Source organism: Kitasatospora sp. NPDC038210 (assembly GCF_055600605.1).
Map to the genome: position 1 here is coordinate 293,017 of NZ_JBVJYK010000006.1, position 20,219 is coordinate 313,235.

The following is a 20,219-nucleotide window of genomic DNA, read 5'->3' on the forward strand; positions in this document are numbered from 1 at the left end:
CGCTGCCATGGCCGGAATCTTTCATGGAGTGATCGGGAACGAAAAGTCGACGGCGGGTGTCCGGAAACCGACGCCGGGGAGGATGAGCAGTTATCCACAGGGCGTGCGAACCGATGTTCCGATCATGGGTACGGACCTGTGGACAACCCTCGGCACGCCGTCGGCGCGACGGGGCATGCTGCGGTCGCCAGTCCGGAAACGATCGGAAGGGAGATCGCCGTGCGCCTCGCGCTGAAGCCCGCCCTGTCCCGCAGCTGGCGGGACTCCGAGACCCTGCAGTTCGGCACCGTCACCCGCCACGCGGGGGTGCTCGGCAACGCCGACCCGACCCTGTGCGCGTTCCTCGGGCTGCTCGATGGCACCCGCGACCGGCCCGAGCTCCTGGCGGCCGGCGAGCGGATCGGCCTCGGCCGCGAGCCGGCCGACACCCTGCTGACCGAGCTGGAGGAGACCGGGCTGCTGGACGACGCCGAGGCCGCCGACCGGGCCCTGACCCGCTTCCCCCAGCCGCACCGCGAGCTGCTCGGGCCCGACCTCGCCTCGCTCTCCCTGGTCCACTCCGGCCCCGGCGCCGCCCCGGCGGTCCTGACCCGGCGTGCCGACGCCCGGATCGAGGTGCGCGGCGCGGGCCGGGTCGGCGCCGCCGTGGCGGCGGTGCTCGCCGCCGGCGGAACGGGCACGGTCACCGTCACGGACGGCGGCCGGGTCGAGCCGGGCGACTGCTCCCCGGCCGGGCTGCCGCCCGCGGACGTCGGACGGCTGCGCGCGACGGCGGCCCGGGAGGCGGTGCTGCGCGCCGCGGGCCGTCCGGCCGCTCCGGTGCCGCGCCGCAGACCGGGGGACGGCCCGCCGGACTTCGTGGTCCTCGCTCCCCGGGACGGCAGCGCCGCCTTCGCGGGCGGGACGTACGAGGCCCGGCTGCTGCTCCGGGCCGGGGTGCCGCACCTGTACGTGGGGGTGGTCGAGGAGTTCGGCGTCGTCGGACCGCTGGTGGTCCCCGGGAGGTCGGCGTGCGGGCACTGCCTGGTGCTGCGGAGGGAGGACGAGGACGCGGCCTGGCCGCGGGTCCTGGCCCAGCTGGCCCACGAGGGCCCGGGGCGGGCCCGCACCCCGGCCTGCGACACGGCCCTGGCGACGGCGGTCGCCGGACTGGCGGCGCTGCACACCCAGGTGTACCTGGACGGCGGTCGGCCACCGAGCGTGGACGGGTGGTGCGAGGTGTCGGCGGGCGACGGGATGGCCCGGCGACTGCGGCTGCGGGGGCATCCGGACTGCGGGTGCCTGTGGCAGCCGCTGCCGCCGGGGTGAGCGCCGGCTCTGGTCGCCCGAGCGGCACCGCCGACACCGGGGAACGCCGGGGAGCATCACGGAACGCCGGGGACCGCCGGGGACCGCCGGGGACCGCCGGGGACCGCCGGGGACCGCCGGGGACCGCCGGAGGCCGGCACCCCGCAGGGTGCCGGCCTTCCCGGTCCACTCGCCGCCCGGCGTCAGGCGGCGCTCACGGCCTCCTCCGCGCTCTCCGCGGCCCCCGCCGCCTTCCGGTCCCGCATCACCAGCGTGGCCACCAGCGCCGCCGCCAGCACACCGGTCGCGCTCACGGTGAAGGTGGTCGTCATCGCCCCGGTGAACGCCTCCCGGGCGGTCCGGACCAGCCCGGAGTCCCCGCCGGCGATCGCCAGCGCCCCGGCGATGGAGTGCTTCGCCTGCTCCGGCGTCCCGGCCGGCATCCGGTCCGCGAAGCCGCTCGACAGCAGCGAGCCCAGGATCGCGATGCCGAGCGCGGTGCCCGCCTGCTGGATGGTGTCGTTCAGCGCCGAACCGACGCCCGCCTGCTCCGGCGGGATCGTCCCCATCAGCGCGCCCACCGCGGCCGGCATCGCCAGGCCCGCACCGAGGCCGAGCAGACCGAGCGCGACGGCCGGGACTGCGAAGCCGGTGTCGGCCGAGACGGTGGTCAGCAGCGCGAACGAGGAGGCCATCACGAGCATCCCGCCGAGGATCAGCAGCCGGTTGCCGATCTTCGCCGCAGCCTTGGCACCGACCCCGTTGCCGAGCAGCGCCGCGACGGCCAGCGGCAGGAACGCCAGGCCCGCCTTGACCGGCGAGTACCCGAGTACGAACTGCAGGTACTGGGTGAGCACCAGCAGCAGCCCGCCGTTGCCGATCTGGACGAGGGTCAGCGAGAGCGAACCGCCGCTGAAGTCGCGGGCCCTGAAGAGCACCAGCGGCACCATCGGCGCGGCGGTGACGTTCTCCCACACCACGAACCCGACGAGCGAGGCTACCGCGACGGCCAGGGTGACCAGCTCACGCCCGGCGAACGCGCCGTGCTGCGGGATCTCGATGATCCACCAGACCAGGGCGGTCATGCCGACGGCCGACAGCACCGCGCCGAGCGGGTCGGGCTTCTGCCACGGCCCCTTGGACTCCGGCATCAGCAGCAGGCCGGCCAGGACCGCGAGCGCCACCACCGGGACGTTGATGAAGAAGATCGAGTGCCACGAGAAGTGGTCGATCAGCACGCCGCCGAGCACCGGGCTGCCGACCAGCCCCAGCATGGCCACCGAACTCCAGGCGGCCATCGCCTTGTTGCGCTCCTCCGCGTCGAAGACGGTGATGAGGATCGACAGCGTCGAGGGCATGATCAGTGCTCCGCCGACGCCCATCGCGACCCGGGCCGCGATGACCTCGCCGGGGTTGGTGCAGACGGTAGCCGCGAGCGACGCGGCCCCGAAGAGCAGCAGTCCGATGATCATGACCTTCCGGCGCCCGAAGCGGTCCCCGAGGCTGCCGGCGGTCAGCAGCAGGCCGGCGAAGACCAGGACGTAGGAGTCGAGGATCCACTGGGTGTCCTGGGCGCTCGCGCCCAGGTCCGCGGTCATCGAGGGCACCGCGACGGTCAGCGCCATGCTGTCGACCACCAGCACCAGCGAGCTCAGGCAGAGCACGATCAGGATCCACCAGCGGTGCGGATTGCGGCCCCCGGTGGAGCGCCCCGCGGTGTCGACCGCCCCGGTCACGTCGTCGGCTGACATCGGCCATCCCTCCCCATCTGCGCACACCGTTCCCCCGGTGCGCACTGCGTTCCGTCGATGCGAACACTGTACGCACCGTGGAACAGTGTGCGCAACCCTTGACTCCTGTACGCTCCATGCGAACGGTGTACGCAGCGCGTAGGAGGAGAAGCCGCATGGCCGCCCGAACGAACCCGATCCCGTCCGTCTGGGCCCGTCGGCAGCCCGAGCCCGACCAGCCCGCCCTCAGCCGGGCCGCGATCGTCCGCGAGGCGATCGCGATGCTGGACGCCGACGGCATCGACGCCCTGAGCATGCGCAAGCTCGCTGCCCGTCTGAACGCGGGCGCCACCTCCCTCTACCGGCATGTGGCCACCAAGGACGAGCTGATGGAGCTCGCCGTGGACGAGGTCTTCGGCGAGATGGCCCTGCCGGCCGCCGGGAGCCCCGACTGGCGGGCCGCCGCCGCCGAGGCCGCCGAGGGCTTCCGGGAGACGGCCCTGCGCCACCCCTGGCTCTCCTCCGTCCTGGGCCAGGCGGGCCTCGCCTACCTCGGGCCCAACCTGCTCGCCTTCTCCGAGCGGCTGGGCGCCCTCTTCACCGCCGCCGGCTTCCCCGAGCCGGCCCGGGCGATCGAGACGCTCCTCGCCTTCGTGATCGGCATGAGCACCACCGAGGCCGCCTGGCTCACCACCGTGGCGCGCTCCGGCGAGACCGAGGCCGAGTTCATCGCCCGGCTGATGCCCGCTGCCCTGGAGGCCACCGCCGACTACGCGCACCTCTCCGGTGCCTACACGGCCGCCGCCGCGACCCCCGACCCGGTCGAGATCCGCAACAGCAAGTTCTGCTACGGCCTGGAGGTCGTCCTGGACGGTCTCGCCCTGCGTCTGCCCCGCTGACCCGGCCGACCGGGACCAAGCCGCCCAACTCCCCGCAAAGGGGCGGAACTCCCCGCCCCGCCCCGCGGAATTCCGACGGGCCCGGCGCGGGGAGCGGGCACAATGGCGTAGTGATGGTCGGCCGTCCGGTGTCGGGGGGCCAGGGGATTGGAGGCCCGGGTGAGCGATCTTCCGCGCAAGGCAGTGACCCGCACGGCACGGCTCGCCGCCCTGCCGCTGGGGATAGCCGGACGCGCCACGCTCGGCCTGGGCAGGCGCATCGGCGGCCGCTCCGCCGAGGTGGTCACCGCCGAGCTCCAGCAGGCCACGGCCGACCAGCTGTTCAAGGTCCTCGGCGAGCTCAAGGGCGGGGCGATGAAGTTCGGGCAGGTGCTGTCCGTCTTCGAGGCCGCGCTGCCCGAGGAGGTCGCCGGTCCGTACCGGGCCGCGCTCACCAAGCTGCAGGACGCCGCTCCCCCGATGCCCGCCGCCAAGGTGCACACCGCGCTCGCCCAGCGGCTCGGGGACGACTGGCGCGAGCTCTTCCGGGAGTTCGACGACCGGCCCGCGGCCGCGGCCTCGATCGGCCAGGTGCACCGGGCGGTCTGGCACGACGGACGCCGGGTCGCGGTCAAGGTGCAGTACCCCGGCGCGGGCGACGCGCTGCTCGCGGACCTGTCGCAGCTGAGCCGGGTGGCCTGGCTGCTGGGCCCGCTGATCCCCGGGCTGGACATCAAGCCGCTGATCGCCGAGCTGCGCGAGCGCGTCTCGGAGGAGCTGGACTACGAGCTGGAGTCGCAGGCCCAGCGCCTGCACGCCGAGGAGTTCGCGGGCGACCCGGACATCGTGGTGCCCGGCGTGGTGGCGCAGGCCGACCAGGTGCTGGTCACCGAGTGGATGGACGGCACGCCGCTGGCCGAGGTGATCGCGCGCGGCACCCAGGAGGAGCGCGACCGCGCCGGGCAGCTGCTGGCCCGGTTCCTGTTCGCCGGGCCGTCCAGGACCGGCCTGCTGCACGCGGACCCGCACCCGGGCAACTTCCGGCTGCTGAAGGACGACGGCCCGGTGTCCGGCTGGCGGCTGGGCGTGCTGGACTTCGGCACGGTGGACCGGCTGCCCGGCGGGCTCCCCGCGCCGATCGGGGCCTCGCTGCGGATGGCGCTGGACGGCAACGCGGCGGGCGTGCTGAAGATGCTGCGTGAGGAGGGCTTCGTGAAGCCCTCGATCCAGCTCGACCCGGACGCGGTGCTGGACTACCTGCTCCCGATCATCGAGCCGGCCGCGGTGGAGAACTTCCACTTCACCCGCGCCTGGATGCGCGCGCAGGCGGCCCGGATCGCCGATCCGCGCTCGCCCGCCTACAACCTGGGCAAGCAGCTCAACCTGCCGCCCGCCTACCTGCTGATCCACCGGGTGACGCTGAGCACCATCGGCGTGCTCTGCCAGCTGGGCGCCAAGGCGCCGTTCCGCGCGGAGATGCTGGAGTGGCTCCCCGAGTTCGGCGACCGGCCGCGGCCGCCGCAGCAGGCGAAGGCCCGCAAGGGCACCGCGCCGGTCCGCGTCACGAAGGACTGACACCGCCGGGGCCGGCGGAGGGCGTCCGCCCCGACCGCCGCCCCCACGGCCGCAGGCCGCTCCCCACCTGGGGAAGCGGCCTGCGGCACGACGGGGGTCAAGCGGAGGGCCGGCGGGGCCCACGGGTCCTACATCAGCGCCACGGCGAGCGCCTTGCGGGCCCGCAGCGAGGCCCGCTCGGCCCGCTGCCTGAGCTTGCGGGCCCGGATGACCCGGCTGACGAGCCGTTGGTTCTCGGCCTCGTGGAGCCTGTCATGCATATGGGCCCGGGCCAGGGATTCGTGGAGGAGTTGCATTTCGAGGATCCTGTTCTGGGTCTGACGTTCGGTGGCCTGCTCGGCGCGGGCGGTCGGATCGACGGCGGCGGGGGTCATGTCGTGGTCCTGCTCGTGGTGCGTGCTCGGGAATGGGCTACGGACTGCGGCGTCGGCCTTGGCGGCGGCGATCCGCACGGAACGGCGGAGGGCGCTGTCCAGCGGGGGCTGCTCTCCCCGGCGGACGACCCTGGCCTGGTCGGCGGGGTTCACGCCATGACCTCGGTCTTGCGCGGGCGGCCACGGGGCCGCTTGCGGGCCACGACGACACCCTGGACGAACAGCTCGCCGCCCCAGACGCCCCACGGCTCGCGCCGCTCAAGGGCGCCGGCCAGGCAGGCGTCCTTCACCGGGCAGGTGCCGCAGAGGGACTTCGCGTACTCGACGTCGGCGGGCGTCTCGGCGAAGAAGACCTCGGGGTCGAAGGCGCGGCACGGGATGGGGAGACCGAGCGCCTCGGCCTGCTCGATGGAGCTGATCTGCATGGAAGGAACCTCCGGGGGGTCGGCCTGGTCGGCCTTGGTGATCTGGCTTGTCGGCGGTACGGACGGGGTGGGCGGCGTGATGACCGTGGACACTGTGGGCGTCTTCCTCGTCTTCTCAGTGGTTCCGGCCCAGTGGACTGGTGGTGCTGGGCCGGAGGCCCCGGAGGGCCTGGGTTGGTCTTGCGTACCGGACAAAACAGAAGGGCCGCGGATCCCGGTGTGACGGGTTCCGCGGCCCTGGAGGTGCCGACCTGAGGCTGACTCAGGTTCGTTCTCTCCAGGGTTCAGGGCCGCGGAAGGCCCGCATCCGGGCGGCCTTGGCGCCGTTGAAGGCGGCCATGGCCTGGTTAATCAGCTGCTCGTTCTGCTTCTGGGGGTTTCCGGCACCGATGACCTGCGCATAGCCGCCATGCGTGGCGGCGGCTACAGCTGCCTTCGGTGCCTGGGTCGGTCGCTCATCGCGCAGGGAGCGCGACGTGCCGAACGACGCCCAGCCACGGGACAGACCGGTCTCGACAACGGTGCCTTCGATGCTCCTGCTGCCCGTGAAGCACAGATCAGTGTGTCCAAGACCACTGACAACGGGGGCGACGGAGACACCGGTGGTGTCGAGACCCAGACCGGTTCCACCGAGCTCGGCGAGCGCCCGCAGACGGGCGGCACGCAGGGAGGCAGCGACAACGGTCTGGCCAGTCATTTTGGTGATCATGATGTTTCCCACTGTCTTCGCCTCCTCTCGGCGTCTCGCGGAGCCCGGTTCCCCCGGCTCCGAATGTTCGGATGTCTGTCTCGGTACAGCTCTGGGTGCAAGGGAATCGGCACAGGTGTGACCCCGTGCGATCGCGTCCCCTTGACCGCCCCGGCAGGCTATTGCGCTCCCGGTACACCGCGCAAACTATTTTTCGCGGCGAGTTCCACGGCGCGCTCCGCAGCCGGATTCGAAGTCCCCGAGCAGTCTCCTGGACCGCGCCCGTGCCGGCTCACGCCGGATCGACCGAACCGTCGTCCTCGACGCCGTCCGGATCCTCCTCGGGCTCCTCCCCCGCACACAACGAGAGCACGGCAGCCCCGTACTTGTCCAGCTTCATGGCGCCGACCCCCGAGATCGAGGCCAGTTCGCCGCGGCTGGCGGGCACGTCCTCGGCGATCGCCATCAGCGTCGCGTCGGTGAACACGACGTACGCCGGGGCGCCCTGCTTCCTGGCCTGCCCGGCGCGCCACTCGCGCAGCCGCTCGTAGAGCCCCTCGTCCATCGTGGACGGGCAGCTCTCGCAGCGGCGCAGCTTGCGCTCGACGGCCTCGGTGAGCACCTTGTCGCAGACCCTGCACTTGACCGGTCCGCGGACCCGCCGGGCGGCGGAGCGCTCGCCGTGCTCGACGCCCCCGCGACCGCCGCGCGCGCCCGTCCGCGCGCCGGGTGCGGAGGAGCCGGGGCGCAGCCCGTCGAGGAAGCGGCTCGGCTTGCGGCTCGCGCGCCCGCCCGGGGAACGGGAGAGGGCCCAGGAGAGGGTGAGGTGCTTGCGGGCGCGGGTGACGCCGACGTAGAGCAGGCGGCGCTCCTCCTCGACCTGCTCGTCGGTCTTGGCGTAGATGATCGGCAGCGTGCCCTCGGTCAGGCCGACGAGGAAGACGGCGTCCCACTCCAGGCCCTTGGCGGCGTGCAGGGAGGCGAGGGTGACGCCCTCGACGGCGGGGGCGTGCTGGGCGGCGGCGCGGGCGTCGAGCTCGGCGACGTAGGCGGCGAGGTCGGTGCCCTGGCCCGCGGCGGTGCGGGTGCGCTCGAACTCCTCGGCGAGCCGGACGAGGGCGGCGAGGGACTCCCAGCGGTCGCGGACGGCCCCGGAGCCGGCCGGGGGCTCGGGGGTGAAGCCGCGGGTGGCGAGGACGGCGCGGACCTGGCCGGCGAGGTCGGGGGCGCCGTCGGTGAGCGGGTCGGAGGCGGCCCGGGCGGCGCCGCGCAGCAGGACGCCGGCGTCGCGCACCTCGGGGCGCTCGAAGAACCGTTCGGCGCCCTTGAGCTGGTAGGGGACGCCGAGGTCGGCGAGGGCCTGCTCGTAGACCTCGGACTGGCCGTTGGTGCGGAAGAGGACGGCGATCTCGCTGGCGCGCACGCCGGCCGCGAGGAGGTCCTTGATCCGGCGCGCGGTGGTCTCGGCCTCGGTGGGTTCGTCCTCGTACTCGGTGTAGACGGGTTCGGGGCCGGCCTCGCGCTGGGAGACGAGTTCGAGGCGGTGCCGGGCGGCCTCCCCGCGGGCCTGGGCGAGCAGTCCGTTGGCGAGGTGGACCACCTGCGGGGTGGAGCGGTAGTCCCGGACGAGCTTGACGACGGTGGCCTCGGGGTGGCGGCCGCGGAAGTTCAGCAGGTAGTCGGGGGTGGCGCCGGTGAAGGAGTAGATGGTCTGGCTGGCGTCGCCGACGACGCAGAGGCTGGCGCCGCCGCCGGGGCCGGTCCACTGGTCGAGCAGGCGCTGCTGGAGCGGGGAGACGTCCTGGTACTCGTCGACGGTGAAGTGCCGGTACTGGGAGCGGACCTGGTCGGCGATGTCCGGGCGGTCCTCCAGGATGGCGGCGGTGAGCAGCAGGACGTCCTCGAAGTCGATGTTGCCGCGGCGGCTCTTGGTCTCCTCGTAGACGCGGTAGACCTGGGCGGTCTCGGCCGGGTCGCGGGGGGCCTCGCGGCCGGACTTGGCGACGGCGGCGGGGTAGTCGTCGGGGCCGGTCTGGGTGACCTTGGCCCACTCGATCTCGGCGGTGAGGTCGCGCAGTTCGGTGCGCTGGACGCGCAGGCCGCAGCGGCCGGCGGCCTCGGCGACGAGCTGCACCTTGCGCTCCAGCAGCTGGGGCACGGGGCCGCCGACGGCGCGCGGCCAGAAGTACTGGAGCTGGCGCAGGGCGGCGGCGTGGAAGGTGCGGGCCTGGACGCCGTCGGCCCCGAGCTGGCGCAGCCGCCCGCGCATCTCCCCGGCCGCGCGGGCGGTGAAGGTGACGGCGAGGACCTGCTGCGGGTGGTAGACGCCGCTGCGCACGCCGTAGGCGATGCGGTGGGTGATGGCGCGGGTCTTGCCCGTGCCGGCGCCGGCGAGGACGCAGACGGGACCGTGCAGGGCGGTGGCGACGGCGCGCTGCTCCGGGTCGAGCCCGGCGAGCACCGCGTCGGGGCCCGTGGCGGCGCCGGGGTCGGCCCAGGGGGAGCCGTGGGAGGCGTCGTACGGGCTGCCGCTCAAGAGGTCTTCCTGCATGCGTTCCATCTTCTCAGCCCGGTGGGACAACGGGGGCGGGGTTGTCCACAGGCCGGGTGTGATCGCAGGATGATCGCTCCGCAGTGCGGTCGATGGCGGACCGGAATGCCCGCCGCCCGGCGGACGTTCCCTCCGGAGACCGTACGCACCTCTCTTTCGAAGGAGCCCCCTCGATGTCCGGCACCGTGACGATGTACAGCACGACCTGGTGTGGTTACTGCAACCGACTCAAGAGCCAGCTGGACCGTGAAGGCATCGGCTACACCGAGATCAACATCGAGGAGGACCCGGCGTCGGCGTCCTTCGTCGAGTCCGTGAACAACGGCAACCAGACGGTGCCGACGGTGCTGGTGACGCCGGTGGGCGGCGGCGAGCAGGTCGTCATGACCAACCCGAGCCTGCTGCAGGTCAAGAAGGCCCTGGCGGCCTGATCCGGCCCGGTCGCCCGGTCGGCGCGCGTCACGTCGCGTCGGCCCGGGCGGGGTCGACGGGCGCGGCGGGCGCGGGCAGGGTGGTGCGCGCGCCGAGGTCGCCGATGCCGTAGACGAGCCGGCTGCGGTCGGCGGAGTAGCGGGTCTCGATGACCCGCACCGGCCCGCGCCGGTCGTAGGTGACGCGGGTCTGCACCATGAGCGGCACGCCCGGGCCGCCCTGGAACCACTGGGCCTCCTCGGGGCCGGGCATCCGGGCGACGAGGTGGTCGACGGCGCCGATCTCGGTGCGCCCGAGGGCGGCGAGCACGGCCTCGTCCCCGCCCTCGACCGGGTCGGGTTCCATCAGCGGGGTGCCGGCGGCGAGGCCGGCCCGGTAGTGGCTCTCCTCGATGGAGTACGGCTCGCGGTCGAGCAGCCGCAGCTGGCGGCGGACCACGATGGCCTCGCCGGGGCGCAGCCCCAGCCGTTCGGCGATGTCGACCCGGGCCCGGACGATCATCATCTCGAAGTCGGTGCCGAGTTCGCGCCCGGCCTCGGCGGCCTCCCCGAGGTAGACGGCGGAGGGCGCGGCCAGGCAGTCGCGCGGCGCGGGGGCCAGGGTCGGCCCGTAGGCGCGGTGGTCCAGGACCGGGTGTTCGCGCAGGTAGGTGCCCTTGCCCTGGAGCCGGACCAGACGGCCCTCGTTGACCAGGACGTCGACGGCGAGGCGGACGGTGTTGCGGGCGACGCCGTACTGGCGCTCCAGTTCGCTCTCCACCGGCAGGGCGGCGTCGGCGGTGAACTCGCCCTCGGCGATCCGACGGCGGAGGTCGGCGGCGAGGCGCTGGTATTTGGGCGATTGGGCGGTGCCCCGGGGGATTGTCACCCGAGTGAATGTAGCGAGCACGGTGACACGGTTTCAGCCGTTTCCGGCAATGTCGTCCGTGCGGGTCGGCGTCGGGGCCGTCGAGCCGCGTTCCGGTAGCAGAACTGGCCCGTCCGGATACGAACAGCAGGTGGTGAGGAATTCGAGAAGGGATTGGAAAGGAAAAAGGGGGCGCATGGCATTGGCCGCACGCCCCCTTTCTGCGGGGGCCTCCGCCCGGCGGAAGCCCCCGTTGCGGAATTACCAGCGCGCCGCCGAGGGCAGCGGCTCGCCGTACCAGAGTTCCACCAGGTGCCGCGCGATCGAGATGCCGGACGGCGGCAGGATCTCGCCCGCTTCCATCCCGGCCCGCAGCTCCTCGCGGGAGAACCAGCGCGCCTCGGCCAGCTCCTCGCCGTCCACGGTGATCTCGGTGCCGCCCGGCAGCGCCTTGCCCGCGAAGCCGAGCATCAGGCTGGACGGGAACGGCCAGGGCTGGCTGGCGACGTAGCGCACCTCGCCGACCCGCACGCCCGCCTCCTCGTGCACCTCGCGGGCCACCGCCTGCTCGATGGACTCGCCCGGCTCGACGAAACCGGCCAGCGTCGACCAGCGGCCCTCCGGCCACAGCGCCTGCCGGCCGAGCAGGCAGCGGTCCTGCTCGTCGGTGATCACCATGATCACCGCCGGGTCGGTGCGCGGGTAGTGCTCGGCCGCGCAGGACGTGCAGCGCCGCACGTGCCCGGCGCCGGCCTTCTCGGTCGGGTGGCCGCAGCGCGAGCAGAAGCTGTGCAGCCGGTGCCAGTGCTCCAGCGCGACGGCGTGCACCAGCAGCCCGGCGTCGCGGTCGGACAGCATCGCACCGACCTCGCGCAGCCCGGCCGGGCGGGCGTCGCCGTCCAGGCGCCCGGGCAGGCTCTCACCGGCCAGCGCGAAGTACGACACGCCGTCCTGGTCGGTCCCGAGGAAGTACCGGTCACCGGTCTGCGGCGACTCGAAGGAGGGCAGCAGGACCAGTTCGGTCCCCTTCGCGGTGTCGACCACGAACGCCTCGCCGCCGGCGATCGGCAGCACCCGGGTGGTCGGGTGGCTCCAGGCCGCGGCCAGCCAGGGCTCGTCGAACCGGTGCTCGGCCGCCCGGTCCACCCCGGCCCGGGCCAGTGCCAGGTGCATCGGGCGCTCGGTCTCAGGCACGGTGCTCACGTCGTTCCATCCCCACGTGGTGAATCATCCGGATGAGTGATCTGACTGCCTCGGTGTGCGGCCGCCCGGTCACGAGCCGGGCCGGAAGTTCTCGGCCAGGTCGCCCCACAGGTACGCGGCGGTCTCCACGCCCTTGGCCAGCAGGTCGAGCTCGACCTTCTCGTTGACGGAGTGCCAGCCGTCCGAGGGCACCGAGATGCCGAGGAACAGCACCGGGGCGCCGAGCACGTCCTGCAGGTCGGCGGCCGGGCCGGAGCCGCCCTCGCGGGTGAAGAGGATCTTCTGCCCGAACGCCCGCCCCATCGCCCGGACGGTGGACTGCAGCGCCGGGTGGTCCAGCGGGGTCAGGCAGGGCCGCGTCGCGCCCGGGAAGACCAGCTCGTACCGCACGCCCGCGGGCACCTGCTCGGCCACCCACGCCCGCACCGCCTCGCGGACCTTCTCCACCTCCTGCCCGGCGACCAGCCGGAAGGACAGCTTGAGGTGCGCCGACGCCGGGACGATGGTCTTGCCGCCGGGGCCGGTGTAGCCGCCCCAGATGCCGTTGACCTCGGCGGTCGGGCGGGCCCAGATCCGCTCCAGGGTGGAGTAGCCGGCCTCGCCGCGGGTGCCGTGCGACTTGGCGACCTCCAGCCACCCCTCCTCGTCGAAGGGCAGCTCGGCGAACAGCTCGCGCTCGCGCTCCGTCAGCTCGATCACGCCGTCGTAGAAGCCCGGGACCGCCACCCGGCGGTCGGCGTCGTGCAGGGCGGCGGCCAGCTCGGCCGCGACCTGGGCCGGGTTGGGGACGGCGCCGCCGAAGGAGCCGGAGTGGATGTCGGTGTCCGGCCCGTACAGGTCGATCTGGGCGTCGGCGAGGCCGCGCATGCCGGTGCAGACGGTCGGCGTGGACGCGGACCACATGCCGGTGTCGGAGATGACGACCACGTCGGCGGCCAGCCGGTCGGCCTCGCGGCGGACCAGGTCGGCGAAGTTCGGCGAGCCGGACTCCTCCTCGCCCTCGATCAGCAGCTTGAGGTTGACGGCCGGCGTCGAGCGGCCGGTCGCGTCCAGGTGGGCGCGCACGCCCAGGGTGTGGAAGAACACCTGGCCCTTGTCGTCGGCGGCGCCGCGCGCGTACAGCCGGCCGCCGACCACGGTCGGGGTGAACGGCTCGGTGTCCCAGCCGTCCTCCTTGGCCGCGGGCTGCACGTCGTGGTGCCCGTAGACCAGGACGGTCGGCGCGGACGGGTCCCCGGAGGGCCACTCGGCGAACACCGCCGGCAGGCCGTCGGTCTCCCACACCTCGGCGACCGGGAAACCGGTGTCCCGCAGCTTGGCGGCCAGCCAGTCGGCCGAGCGCCGCACGTCCTCGGCCCGGTCCGGCTCCGCGGAGACCGACGGGATGGCCAGCCACTCGGAGAGGTCGGCGAGGAAGGAGGCCTGGTGCCGGTCGATGTAGGAGCGGACGGCGCTGTCCGGGGTTCTCGTCATACCGACGACTGTAGTTCGCCCGTGCGGGTGTCCGCCCCGGCCGTCCGGGTGCCGGCCGCTCCCGGGGCTGTAACCTCCGTCACCCCCGAACGTCCGTCACCCCCGTCGCGGCACGGGCGCGCGACGGAGGTGGCGGTGGCGGGGCCGCGGGGTCTCAGCCCGAGCGGCGCAGCATCGTGATCCGCGAGCGGGTGAGCACCGCCGCGAGGGCGGCCGCGAGCAGCGGCAGGACCACGACGGTGGCGGCGATGGTGGGCCACGGGAAGACCACGAGCGCCTTGTTGGCGATCTGCTCGGGGCTCATGCCGGGGTAGATGCTCGTCGCGCCCTCGACCTTGCGCAGCGCCACGCCGGGCACGATGCCGCAGACCACGCCGAGCAGGGCTCCCATGGCGGCGATCACGCCGCACTGGAAGCCGGACAGCGAGCGCCGGATGCGGGGCTCGGCGCCGACCGCCGCGAGGGTGGTCAGGTCCCGCTGGGAGTCGGCGGCGGCCAGCCCGGTGGCAATGCCGGCGGCGCCGAGGGCGACCAGGGCGGCGAAGACCGTCAGGCCGAGGCGGACCAGGCCGGCCTCGGACTGGTAGCCCCGCTCGATGGTCAGGACGTCGTGGTCGCTGATCTTGGCGAGCGCGCCGTCGGCCTTCTGCTCGGAGCCGTCGGAGGGCATCGCGTCGGGCAGCCACACCGAGCCCGCCGCCGTGGTGACGAAGCCGAGCCTGGCGGCCGTGGCCGGACTGATCACCGCCTGGGCGGGGGCGGCCAGCTTGGCGTTCGCGAGGACGGCGTCGACGGCGATCTCGGTCTGGGCGGGCTTGTGGTCGGCGTTGCCCCGCGCCGTGTAGTCGACCGGCTCGCGGTACTGGATGGCGACCTTGCCGTCCTTGATGTAGCGGGCGTCGAAGACCACGGCCTTGCCCGCGGCGAGGGCCTGACCGGCGGCGTCGTCGGTGACGCCGTAGAGGTTGCGCAGCAGGGTCGCGTCCCCCGCGTTCAGCGCGCCGAAGGGGTTGCCGCGGCGGGTGGTGACCTGGCAGCGCTTGTCGCTCGCCATGAGCCGCTCTAGTTCGCCCGGGCCCAGCTCCCTGTCCGCCTCGAAGGCGGGGCAGCGGTCCTCCTTGGGCATCTCCACGCTGATGTAGCCGCACGGGCCGCTGTCGGTGCAGGCGGTCTTGTAGCTGACGCGCTGGACGTCGGCACGCGGGCCGAGGTCGGGGATGCTGCGTTCGACGGCCTCGCGCATCTGGGGCAGCACCTTGCCGTCGGCGCTGGCCAGCCAGCCGTTGCCGAGCATGACGGACCCGGCGGGGCCGTGGGCCACGTACTCGCGCCGGTACTGCTCGTCCGAGCTCGCCGAGTAGACGCCGACCGCGACGGAGCCGGCCACGGCCGCCATGACGGCGGCGACGGCGGGCGCGGTGCGGCCGCGGTGGCGCACCGAGTCGCGCAGGGCGAGCCGGGGGCCGAGCGACAGCCAGCGGCCGAGCCGCCCGAACAGGCTGACCAGGGCGGGCGTGAGGGCGACCATGCCGAGTTCGGCGACGGCCGAACCGCCGAGGACGGCGAGGCTCCGGCTGCCGACGCCGCTGGTGGCCCCGAGCAGGGCGAGGGCGGCGCCGCCGGCGAGCATCAGCAGGCCGAGGGCGGCGAGCTTGCGGTTCGGCGGCTTGAGCGAGTCGCGGCCGGTCAACGCGGACACGACGTCCTGGCGGGAGGCCTGGACGGCGGGGACGATGGCGGCGAGCAGCCCGGTGACCAGGCCGACCAGGAGGACGCCGAACAGGTCGGCCGGCTGGATCGCGAAGTGGCCGAAGCGCTGGCCGGCGTACTCCTCGGCCTGGGTGCGCAGCAGGGCGACCAGGCCGACGCCGAGGACGAGGCCGACCGCGGCGCCGGTGACGCCGAGGACGATGCCGCCGCCGAGGACGACGGCGCGGACGTTGGCACGGTCACCGCCGGCGGCGGCGAGCAGGCCGAGCTGCCGCCGGGAGCGCCGGGCCCCGACGGCGAAGGCGGGGCCCGCGAGGAGGACGATCTCCAGCAGGGCCATGCCGACGACGGTGGCGAGGATGACGACGGAGGTCCGGTCGAAGTACCCGGTGTCGGCGGCGCCCTTCGCGTCCTGCTCGACGTAGTACGGGACGTCGGCGCGGGCCGGCGGGTCGAGCAGGACGGCGCGGGAGGTGACGCTGAAGCCGTACTGGTTGAGTTCGGTGACCTTGGGCCAGTCGAGGACGGTGCCGGCCGGGAGTTTGACCAGCCACCGGGTCGGCTCGTCGGTGCCGTCGGTCTTGCCGCGACCGGTGCCGGCGGTCTTGGCCAGCCGGTCGATCAGGGCTCCGGGGCGGGCGAAGAGCTCGGTGGCGCTCAGTTCGCCGGGGTACTCGTAGACGCCGGTGATGGTGAAGGGGCTCGACTCCAGACCGCGGACGGCGGTGCGGTCGCCGAGCTTGAGGCCGGCGCGCTTGAGGAACTCCGGGGTGACGGCGGCCTCGTGCTCGTCCGCGGGGGCGCGGCCCTTGACCAGGTTCGTCCGGCCCTGCCAGACCGGGTCGCTCAGGTCGGCCTCGTTGACGCGGGTGCTGAGCAGCCCCTCGGCGCTGCTCGCCGCGGTGTACGGGCCCTGGCGCTCCGGCACCAGGGTGGCGCCGGCCGGGAGCAACTGCGCTGCCAGCGCGGCCGGTTCGGTGTCCAGGGCGCGCTGCTGGGCGGGGGTGTAGGTGAGCGCGGCACCGTTCTTCACGGTGTCCTTGGGGTTCTGGACGCTGAACCCCTGCTCCGGGTCGGGCGCCTGCTTCACGGAGGAGCCGCGCTCGACCATCTCCAGCTCGCCGCCTGCCTGGCCCATGACCCGTACGGCGTGTTCGGCGGGCGTGAGTTCGGCGCTGCGGAAGAACACGTCGGCGCCGCTGACGCCGAGGACGGGCAGCGCCACCATCGCGATGACGAGGGCGCTGCGTCCCCTGGCGCGCAGGGCGTCGCGGCGGGCGATGCGCAGGGCGACCCGCCAGGCGCTGAGCTTCACTCGTCCACCTTCAGGCTGTTGGTGGCGGCGCTGACGAGCAGGCTGGCGGCGTCCTGACTGGCGGACTCGTCGACCATGCGGCCGTCGCGCAGGAAGACCACGCGGTCGGCCCAGGCGGCGTGCCGGGCCTCGTGGGTGACCATCATGGCGGCGGCGCCGGCGTCGCAGCGGGCGCGCAGCACGGCGAGGACGGCCTCGCCGGTGGTGGAGTCGAGGGCGCCGGTGGGTTCGTCGGCGAGGACCAGGCGGCGGTCGCCGATCAGGGCGCGGGCGATGGCGACGCGCTGCTGCTGGCCGCCGGACATGTCGTCGGGGAAGCGGTCGGCGAGCTCGGGGATGCCCAGCTCCTCCAGGGCGACCAGGGCCTCGCGGCGGGCGGCGCGGGCGGACAGGCCGTCGAGTTCGCGCGGCAGCGAGATGTTCTCGGCGGCGGTGAGCGCCGGGATCAGGTTGTAGTCCTGGAAGACGTAGCCGACGGAGCGGCGGCGGACCTGGGCGAGCTTCTTGCGGTTGAGGTCGCCGAGGACGACGCCCTCGACCAGGACGCGGCCGGTGCTCGGGGTGTCGAGGCCGCCGGCCAGGGTGAGCAGGGTCGACTTGCCGGAGCCGGAGGGGCCCATGACGGCGACGAACTCGCCGGGGTGGACCTTGAGGTCGACGCCGCGCAGGGCCTGGACCTCGGCCGCGCCGTGGCCGTGGACGCGGGTGACGTTCTCCAGGTGCAACACCGGCCTCTGCCGGGACTCTTGGGTGTGGGACACGATTCCCCCCTTGTGCTGGGTGTGGGCCCGGGGCCGGGGCCCGGGCCGGTGGTTCGGGTGCCGGAGGCCTCAGGTGCGCAGGCGGCGGCCGCGTTTGGCGGGTGCGGCGCCGCCGTCGCGGGCGGCCTCGGCGTTGCGGGTCTGCAGGAGTTCGGCCTGCTGGGCGAGGCGGGTCTCGCAGTGGTCGAGCCAGCGGATCTCGGCCTCGGTCTGGAAGATCAGCTGGTCGAGGACGAGCAGCCAGGCGAGGTCGTTGCTCGCGGAGGGCACCACGCCGGGGCGCGACTCGCCGGCCAGGGCGCGGCCCTTGAGCCGGGTGTAGTCCTGGAGCGCCTTGATGCTGTGCCGGCGCTGGCCCTGGACGACGGAGGAGACGTCCACCCCCGGGACGGTGACGGCCATGGCGAGCTTGATCGCCAGCTCGTCGCGCGGCGGGCTGGTCCGGGGCACCGGGGTGTCGAACCAGGCCCGCAGCTCGGCGCGGCCGGCGTCGGTGGCGGCGTAGAACTGGTGGCCCTCGTCGTCCTCCCCCGCGGCCTCGACCAGGCCGTCGCGTTCCAGTCGGGACAGCGTGGTGTAGACCTGCCCGACGTTGAGCGGCCAGGTGGCGCCGGTGCGCGCCTCGAACTCGGTGCGCAGCTGGTAGCCGTAGCGCGGGCCCTGGTCGAGCAGGGCGAGCAGACCGTGACGGATGGACATACCGAGTATGTATACCCGGTATGCCCCACCGCCTCAAGCGGCACCCCCTCCCCCGGCGAGCGGGTACCGTCGTGCGGTGTGAGCCAGTTGCGCATCGCCACCTTCAACCTGTTGCACGGTCAGCCGCTCGCCCGGGACGGCGCGCCGCAGCCCTACCCGGCCGACGCCGGGCAGCCCCTGGCCGAGGCGGTGGCCGCGCTGGACGCCGACGTGCTGGCGCTGCAGGAGGTGGACCGGCACCAGGCGCGTTCCGGCGGCACCGACCAGGCGGCGGTCGCCGCCGCGGCCATGGGCGCGAAGGACTGGCGCTTCGCCGCCGCGCTGCACGGCCGGCCGGCGCCGGTGGCCGGCTGGGTGCCCGACCCGTCCGCGCCGAACGGCCTGCGCGTGTACGGGCCGGCCGAGGTGGACGAGGCCGCCCCGCCCTCCTACGGGACGGCGCTGCTGACCCGGCTGCCGGTGCGGCACTGGCGGGCCAGGCGCTTCGCCCCGGCGCCGTTCGGACTGCCGCTGCGGGTGGCCGGGCGGCGCGGGCTGACCCCCGTGCCGGACGAGCCCCGGGCCGCGCTGGCCGCGGTGCTGGAGGGCGAACGCGGGCCGTTCACCGTGGTGGCGGCGCACCTGTCCTTCGTACCGGGCTGGAACATGGCGCAGCTGGCGGGCATCCGGCGGTGGATCGCCGACCTGCCGCAGCCGTACCTGGTGCTGGGCGACTTCAACCTGGTGGGAGCGGTGCCGCGCACGGTGCTCGGCGGGGCGGCGGCGCTGGACCGCACCGCGCCCAGGGCCCGGGTCCGGGAACTGCGGGCGGCCCGGCGCACCCGGCCGCTGCTGACCGAGCCGCGTCGGCGGCGGGTGCGGGAGCCGCGGGCCCGGCTGCAGGGCTGGTACGACCTGGCGCGCACGCCGACGTACCCCTCGCACCGGCCGGCGGTGCAGTTCGACCACGTGCTGGCGATCGGCGTGCCGCGCACGGCGGTGGGCCCGGCCGCGGCCCCGCGCGCCGCGGTGTCGGACCACCGGCCGCTGCTGGTCGAGGTCTCGCTCTAGGTCAGGCCGGGGCCTGGCCTCCGACGGCCGGCTGGTGGCGCGCCAGGACACCGGCCTGCTGCGGCACGTGGACGCCCCCCGTCGGCGACGGGTCGTACTGCAGGAGCAGCATCGCCGCGTCGTCGCCGAGCTGGCGCCCGACGTGCCGCACCACGTCCTCGTGCAGGCGCTGCAGGACGTCGGCGGGGCGGCCGTCGGCGCAGCGCGGGAACCGCTCGGCGAGCGGGTAGAAGGCGCCCGCGCGGTCGCGGGCCTCGATCACCCCGTCGGTGAACAGCAGCACCCGGTCCTCGCCCAGCAACGGCACCCGGTGGACCGGCGGGCGCACGTCGGCCGGGTCCAGGACGCCCAGCGGCGGTACGGTCTCGGCGAGTTCGAGCGGGCGCACCTCCCCCGCGCGCAACAGCAGCGGCGCGGGGTGGCCGCAGTTGACGATCTCCGCCGCGCCGTCCGGGCCGACGCCGATCAGCACCAGGGTGACGAACTCCTCCTCCACGCCCGGGTGGTCGTTCTCGTGCAGGGCGCGGTCGAGGCTGACGGCCAGCCAGCCGGCCACCCGGTCCAGCGCGGGCTCCTGGTGGGCGGCCTCGCGGAAGGCGCCGAGCACGGCGGCGGCCGTCTCGACCGCGCCGAGGCCCTTGCCCCGGACGTCGCCCACCACGGCCCGGACCCCGTGCCGGGTGTTGACCACCTCGTAGAGGTCACCCCCGATGCGGGCGTGCGCGGCGGCGGCCTCGTAGTGGACGGCGGCCCGGACGGTGCCGACCCGCTCGGGGACGGGCCGCAGCAGGACCCGGCGGGCGATCGAGGCGACCAGCTGGGCGTCGGCCAGTGCCCGTTCCTGGCGCAGCCGCAGGGTCGCACTGACCCAGCCGATGGTGGCCACGAGCAGGACGGCGATCACGCTGGCGGCGTGCACGGACGAGCCGAGCGTGTCGCTGCGGAAGGCCATCAGGAAGGCCGCCGCCTCGGTGCACAGCCCGATGACGAGCGGGTACCAGGTGCGCCGGCTGACCACGGCAGCCAGCGCGGGCACGGCGGTGAGGGCCGGTTCGACCGTCACCCCGGTGCCACTGAGGTAGTCGAGGACGACGATCAGCCCCATCCCGATGAACGGCAGTGCCAGCGCCGTCCTCGGCCAGGTGCCGGTCGCGCCCGGGGCGGGTCCCGGGGTCGGCCCGGTGAACCGCTCTCTGATCCATCCGGTCGCGCTCAACGTCGG

Annotated in this window: 17 protein-coding genes; 5 read left to right on the forward strand and 12 right to left on the reverse strand. The window is 74.3% G+C overall.

What is annotated here, in order from left to right; all coding sequences use genetic code 11:
* The first annotated feature begins 219 nt into the window (after nucleotides 1-219).
* A complete protein-coding gene (locus tag ACZ7KX_RS15385; protein ID WP_470326850.1) occupies nucleotides 220-1,308 on the forward strand; it encodes a TOMM precursor leader peptide-binding protein in 1,089 nt (362 codons plus the stop codon).
* Between the two features lie 182 nt (nucleotides 1,309-1,490).
* Here the strand turns inward: ACZ7KX_RS15385 and ACZ7KX_RS15390 are convergent, their stop codons facing one another.
* Nucleotides 1,491-3,038 (reverse strand): MFS transporter, encoded by a 1,548-nt coding sequence (locus ACZ7KX_RS15390; protein WP_470326851.1) that lies wholly within the window; start codon nucleotides 3,036-3,038, stop codon nucleotides 1,491-1,493.
* Between the two features lie 155 nt (nucleotides 3,039-3,193).
* On the opposite strand from ACZ7KX_RS15390, the gene ACZ7KX_RS15395 reads away from it, so the two are divergent.
* Nucleotides 3,194-3,916, forward strand: coding sequence for a TetR/AcrR family transcriptional regulator C-terminal domain-containing protein (locus ACZ7KX_RS15395; RefSeq protein WP_470326852.1), 723 nt, complete (start codon nucleotides 3,194-3,196; stop codon nucleotides 3,914-3,916).
* A gap of 159 nt (nucleotides 3,917-4,075) precedes the next feature.
* The gene (locus ACZ7KX_RS15400) at nucleotides 4,076-5,470 is read left to right on the forward strand and encodes an ABC1 kinase family protein (protein WP_470326853.1); all 1,395 of its coding nucleotides are present in this window, start codon (nucleotides 4,076-4,078) and stop codon (nucleotides 5,468-5,470) included.
* Between the two features lie 128 nt (nucleotides 5,471-5,598).
* Here the strand turns inward: ACZ7KX_RS15400 and ACZ7KX_RS15405 are convergent, their stop codons facing one another.
* The 4 genes from ACZ7KX_RS15405 to ACZ7KX_RS15420 form a co-directional block, all read right to left on the reverse strand.
* A complete protein-coding gene (locus tag ACZ7KX_RS15405; RefSeq protein WP_470326854.1) occupies nucleotides 5,599-5,997 on the reverse strand; it encodes a hypothetical protein in 399 nt (132 codons plus the stop codon).
* Entirely contained in the window at nucleotides 5,994-6,362 is a 369-nt protein-coding gene (locus tag ACZ7KX_RS15410) for a WhiB family transcriptional regulator (RefSeq protein ID WP_402219043.1), read from the reverse strand. Before ACZ7KX_RS15410 ends, ACZ7KX_RS15405 begins: the two co-directional genes overlap by 4 nt.
* A 169-nt stretch (nucleotides 6,363-6,531) precedes the next feature.
* The gene (locus ACZ7KX_RS15415; protein WP_350522101.1) at nucleotides 6,532-6,990 is read right to left on the reverse strand and encodes a hypothetical protein; all 459 of its coding nucleotides are present in this window, start codon (nucleotides 6,988-6,990) and stop codon (nucleotides 6,532-6,534) included.
* A gap of 259 nt (nucleotides 6,991-7,249) precedes the next feature.
* Nucleotides 7,250-9,517: an ATP-dependent DNA helicase UvrD2 gene (locus tag ACZ7KX_RS15420; protein WP_470326855.1), complete on the reverse strand. Its 2,268-nt coding sequence runs from the start codon at nucleotides 9,515-9,517 to the stop codon at nucleotides 7,250-7,252.
* Nucleotides 9,518-9,681: 164 nt separating this feature from the next.
* On the opposite strand from ACZ7KX_RS15420, the gene ACZ7KX_RS15425 reads away from it, so the two are divergent.
* Entirely contained in the window at nucleotides 9,682-9,939 is a 258-nt protein-coding gene (locus ACZ7KX_RS15425) for a mycoredoxin (protein WP_218203367.1), read from the forward strand.
* A gap of 28 nt (nucleotides 9,940-9,967) precedes the next feature.
* On the opposite strand, the gene ACZ7KX_RS15430 is transcribed toward ACZ7KX_RS15425, so the two are convergent.
* The 6 genes from ACZ7KX_RS15430 to ACZ7KX_RS15455 all read right to left on the reverse strand — a co-directional run bounded on the left by ACZ7KX_RS15430 (nucleotide 9,968) and on the right by ACZ7KX_RS15455 (nucleotide 17,947).
* A complete protein-coding gene (locus tag ACZ7KX_RS15430) occupies nucleotides 9,968-10,807 on the reverse strand; it encodes a GntR family transcriptional regulator (protein ID WP_350522103.1) in 840 nt (279 codons plus the stop codon).
* Nucleotides 10,808-11,047: 240 nt separating this feature from the next.
* Nucleotides 11,048-11,959, reverse strand: a complete 912-nt coding sequence (gene nudC, locus ACZ7KX_RS15435; protein WP_470326973.1) for an NAD(+) diphosphatase — start codon at nucleotides 11,957-11,959, stop codon at nucleotides 11,048-11,050.
* Between the two features lie 99 nt (nucleotides 11,960-12,058).
* A complete protein-coding gene (locus ACZ7KX_RS15440) occupies nucleotides 12,059-13,462 on the reverse strand; it encodes a dipeptidase (protein WP_470326856.1) in 1,404 nt (467 codons plus the stop codon).
* A gap of 154 nt (nucleotides 13,463-13,616) precedes the next feature.
* Complete coding sequence (locus ACZ7KX_RS15445) at nucleotides 13,617-16,487, reverse strand: FtsX-like permease family protein (RefSeq protein WP_470326857.1); 2,871 nt, start codon at nucleotides 16,485-16,487, stop codon at nucleotides 13,617-13,619.
* Complete coding sequence (locus ACZ7KX_RS15450) at nucleotides 16,484-17,251, reverse strand: ABC transporter ATP-binding protein (RefSeq protein ID WP_470326974.1); 768 nt, start codon at nucleotides 17,249-17,251, stop codon at nucleotides 16,484-16,486. The genes ACZ7KX_RS15445 and ACZ7KX_RS15450 overlap by 4 nt, the downstream gene beginning before the upstream one ends.
* Before the next feature lie 66 nt (nucleotides 17,252-17,317).
* Nucleotides 17,318-17,947, reverse strand: a complete 630-nt coding sequence (locus tag ACZ7KX_RS15455; protein ID WP_470326858.1) for a PadR family transcriptional regulator — start codon at nucleotides 17,945-17,947, stop codon at nucleotides 17,318-17,320.
* Between the two features lie 78 nt (nucleotides 17,948-18,025).
* Between ACZ7KX_RS15455 and ACZ7KX_RS15460 the strand changes: the two genes are divergently transcribed.
* Nucleotides 18,026-18,997: an endonuclease/exonuclease/phosphatase family protein gene (locus tag ACZ7KX_RS15460; RefSeq protein ID WP_350522108.1), complete on the forward strand. Its 972-nt coding sequence runs from the start codon at nucleotides 18,026-18,028 to the stop codon at nucleotides 18,995-18,997.
* Nucleotide 18,998: 1 nt separating this feature from the next.
* On the opposite strand, the gene ACZ7KX_RS15465 is transcribed toward ACZ7KX_RS15460, so the two are convergent.
* Nucleotides 18,999-20,213 carry a PP2C family protein-serine/threonine phosphatase gene (locus ACZ7KX_RS15465; protein ID WP_470326859.1) on the reverse strand — a complete coding sequence of 405 codons (1,215 nt, stop codon included), beginning with the start codon at nucleotides 20,211-20,213 and terminating at the stop codon, nucleotides 18,999-19,001.
* Between the last annotated feature and the right edge of the window lie 6 nt (nucleotides 20,214-20,219).